3 protein-coding genes are annotated in these 2,794 nt (G+C 75.4%); 2 read left to right on the top strand and 1 reads right to left on the bottom strand.

Features of this window, described 5'->3' with window-relative positions; all coding sequences use genetic code 11:
- Window positions 1-7 precede the first annotated feature (7 nt).
- Both D6718_12770 and D6718_12765 read left to right on the top strand, forming a co-directional pair.
- Window positions 8-892, top strand: coding sequence for a hypothetical protein (locus D6718_12770; protein RMG43206.1), 885 nt, complete (start codon window positions 8-10; stop codon window positions 890-892).
- 14 nt (window positions 893-906) lie between these two features.
- Window positions 907-2,484: a hypothetical protein gene (locus D6718_12765; GenBank protein RMG43205.1), complete on the top strand. Its 1,578-nt coding sequence runs from the start codon at window positions 907-909 to the stop codon at window positions 2,482-2,484.
- Window positions 2,485-2,640: 156 nt separating this feature from the next.
- Here the strand turns inward: D6718_12765 and D6718_12760 are convergent.
- Window positions 2,641-2,794: cytochrome P450 (locus D6718_12760; GenBank protein RMG43204.1), on the bottom strand; the 154-nt coding region annotated here is incomplete at its 5' end.

Genomic DNA, 2,794 nt, shown 5'->3' with positions numbered 1-2,794 from the left:
GGCCTGGGTGGCCGCCGCCGCGGCCTTCCTCCTGGTCGTCGCCGGGGGTCTCGTCACCAGCCACGACGCGGGTCTGGCCGTCCCCGACTGGCCCAACACTTACGGCTACAACATGTTCCTCTATCCGCTCTCGCGGATGACGGGTGGAATCTATTTCGAGCACGCGCACCGGCTCCTGGGCTCGCTCGTCGGGCTTTGCACCCTCGCCCTGGCGCTGGTCGTCGGGCGTGCCGACCGCCGCCCCGCCGTGCGGGCCCTGATCGGCGGAGCGGTGGGCCTCGTGATCCTGCAGGGGATCCTCGGCGGGCTGCGGGTCACCGGGCGGTTCACGCTCAGCACGAATGCTGCCGAGCTGCGGCCGAGCCTGGCGCTGGCGGTCGTGCACGGCGTCACCGGCCAGCTTTTCTTCGCGCTGACCGTTCTCGTCGCCGCGGTGACCCATCCGCGCTGGAAGGCCGGCGCCCCTCCCCGCCGCTCCCATCGGGCCTCGGTCGAGCACCGGCTCGGCGCCGTGCTCGTGGGCCTGCTGGCCGGTCAGCTGCTGCTGGGGGCCTTCGTGAGGCACGAGGGACGCTTCGTGCTGGCGCACGTCGCGGTGGCCATGATCGTGGCGGCGGTGGCGCTGACGGCGGGAGCGCGCGCCTGGGGCCTGCATCCTGACGAGCGCACGCTCGGACGACTGGGACTCCTCGTGATCGTGCTCACCGGCCTCCAGGTTCTTCTCGGCTTCGCCGCGTTCGTGGTGACCCAGGCGGGACGCAGCGGTCCCGCTCCCTGGTACGAGGTTCTCTTCGCCACCGCGCACCAGGCGACCGGGGCGCTCCTGCTCGCCGCCGCGTCGCTGCTGGCGGCCTGGGGCCGCCGCCTGCTGAGGCCCGCAGGTCACTCGTAACGCGGAGGAGGAGGATGGGGCTCGCCGCGCGCAGCCTGCTCGCGATCGCCGCGCTGGCCGCGGCCCCGGGTCCGCTCGCGGTCTACGACGGGGAGTTCCGCGGCTACGCCCCCGTGGTCGATGGCGTGGAGCGGCCCGATCTGGCGGCCCGGGACGGGCGCTTGCCGGACGACCCGCGCGTCGCGGAGGGCCGCGCTCGCCGCGCGCTGCGACCGTTCTCCTTCGCGCGGTGGCTCGGACGGCTCTTCCACCGCCCCAGGGCGCGGTACGACCGGCCGCGCCGGAGCTGGCTTCGCCGCCGGGCGGTGGTGACGCGGATCGAGGTGCACGACCCGACGGGGGCGCCGGTGGCGGGGGCGAGGATCTACCGCTACCACGATCCCTCGTTCTACGCCGTCAACGACGACGAATCCGGCGCGCGGCTCTTCGGAAGACACCGCTACCTCCCGTACCCGTTCCCCGCCGCCCTGGCGCTGTCCTTCGTCGAGGCCAACGAGGAGCGGTGGATCGATTCGGGGATGGCGGAGGTGCGCGCCACCGGGCCCGACATCGACGACGCGCGCAACCCCTGGCGGCGCGACGATCGTTCCGCACCGCACGCGCCGATCGAGTTCGTGGGCGTCACGGACGAATCGGGGATCCTCACGGCGGTGGACGGTGTTTTCAACCTCCGCGACGGCGACCGGTTCCCGCTCGCGGTGGTGCCGTCCGCGCTGCGCGTGGGGTACATCGTGACGGCGCCCGGGTATCTCCCGGGGTTGAGCGAACGCCGCTTCGAGCGCGGCGGCCTGCGCGAGGAGCGCCACATCACCCTCCTGCCGGGGCCCGATCATGCACTGCTCGCATCGACGGCATTCCGGGCGGCGATGCAGCTCGCGGGGGAGATGGCGCTGCCCCCGGCGCCGGCACGAGCCTGGATCGAGGCGGCCCTGGACCGGCTCACGACGCTGCTGGGCACGGCCGCGGCCGGCGTTCCTCCCGAGCGGCGAGAGGCAGCGGTCGCCGAAGCGAAGGCCCGCCTGCTCGATCGGCTCCTCCGCCGGCTCCCGCGGGAGGCGCAGGTCGAAGCCGCCGCGCTCGCGGTCGAGCTCACGCCCGGCGCGGCCGTCCGCCGGGAGCGGCTCGGCGCGGCGCTCGCCCTCGCAGCCGGAGTCGGGCGTCACGTCGTCCCCTCCCGGGCCCCCGACCCCACCGAGGCCCGCGCTCGCGCGGAGCGCGAGCTGCGCCGGGCGCTGGCTTCCTCCCCCTATCTGCTCGAGGCGCCGGCGATCCTCGACCGCCTGCTCGCGGAGCGGGGAGCGCCGGCGGCCGAACGGCTGGCGATCGCGCGCGGCGTTTTCGAGAAGCTTCCGTTCGACCGATGGGCGCGGGCCCGCCTCGCCGTCTTCGCGTTGCGGGCGGGTCGCGATGCGGAGGCCGACGACCACCTGCGGTACACCTACGCGATGGTCCGGGGGATGGCGGGAGACCGCGAGCTGGCGGCCGCCCTCTCCGAGCGCTACTGGCGGCTGGGGCTGCCGGAGAAGGGCGCCTTCTTCGCGTTTCTCTTCTCCGGACGCGTTCCGGAGGCGCCCTTCGCGCGGCCGAGGTGACACCGACTCCGTCCGGGCCGGGCCACCGGCCGGCTCGCCGGATGTGAACCGCTTCCCCGATGGTGCGCTGTCGCGCCGGCGGGGCTCAGGGCCGGCTCGCCGCGCCGGGGCCGATCCGGTCGATCGCCTCCGGTCAACCCCGCCGCCCGGTCCCGATCAGCGCTGCAACAGGGCTCGCCACCAGCGCAGCCGCGGGGGTGGCGCATCCTCCGGCTCCGGCGGGGGCGGGGCGGCGACCGCCAGCGGGGCCGCGGCCACGGCGGGCGGGTCGGCGGCGGCCGGCTGGCCGTTCGCCCCCCGCTTGCGGCGG

It is taken from the genome of Acidobacteriota bacterium (genome assembly GCA_003696075.1).
Lineage (GTDB): Bacteria > Acidobacteriota > Polarisedimenticolia > J045 > J045 > J045.
This window is presented reverse-complemented; position numbering and strand designations above follow the sequence as displayed.

Excerpts from the sequence above, each read along its gene's own strand:
- D6718_12765 (RMG43205.1), top strand. The coding sequence starts at position 907 with ATGGGGCTCGCCGCGCGCAGCCTGCTCGCGATCGCCGCGCTGGCCGCG.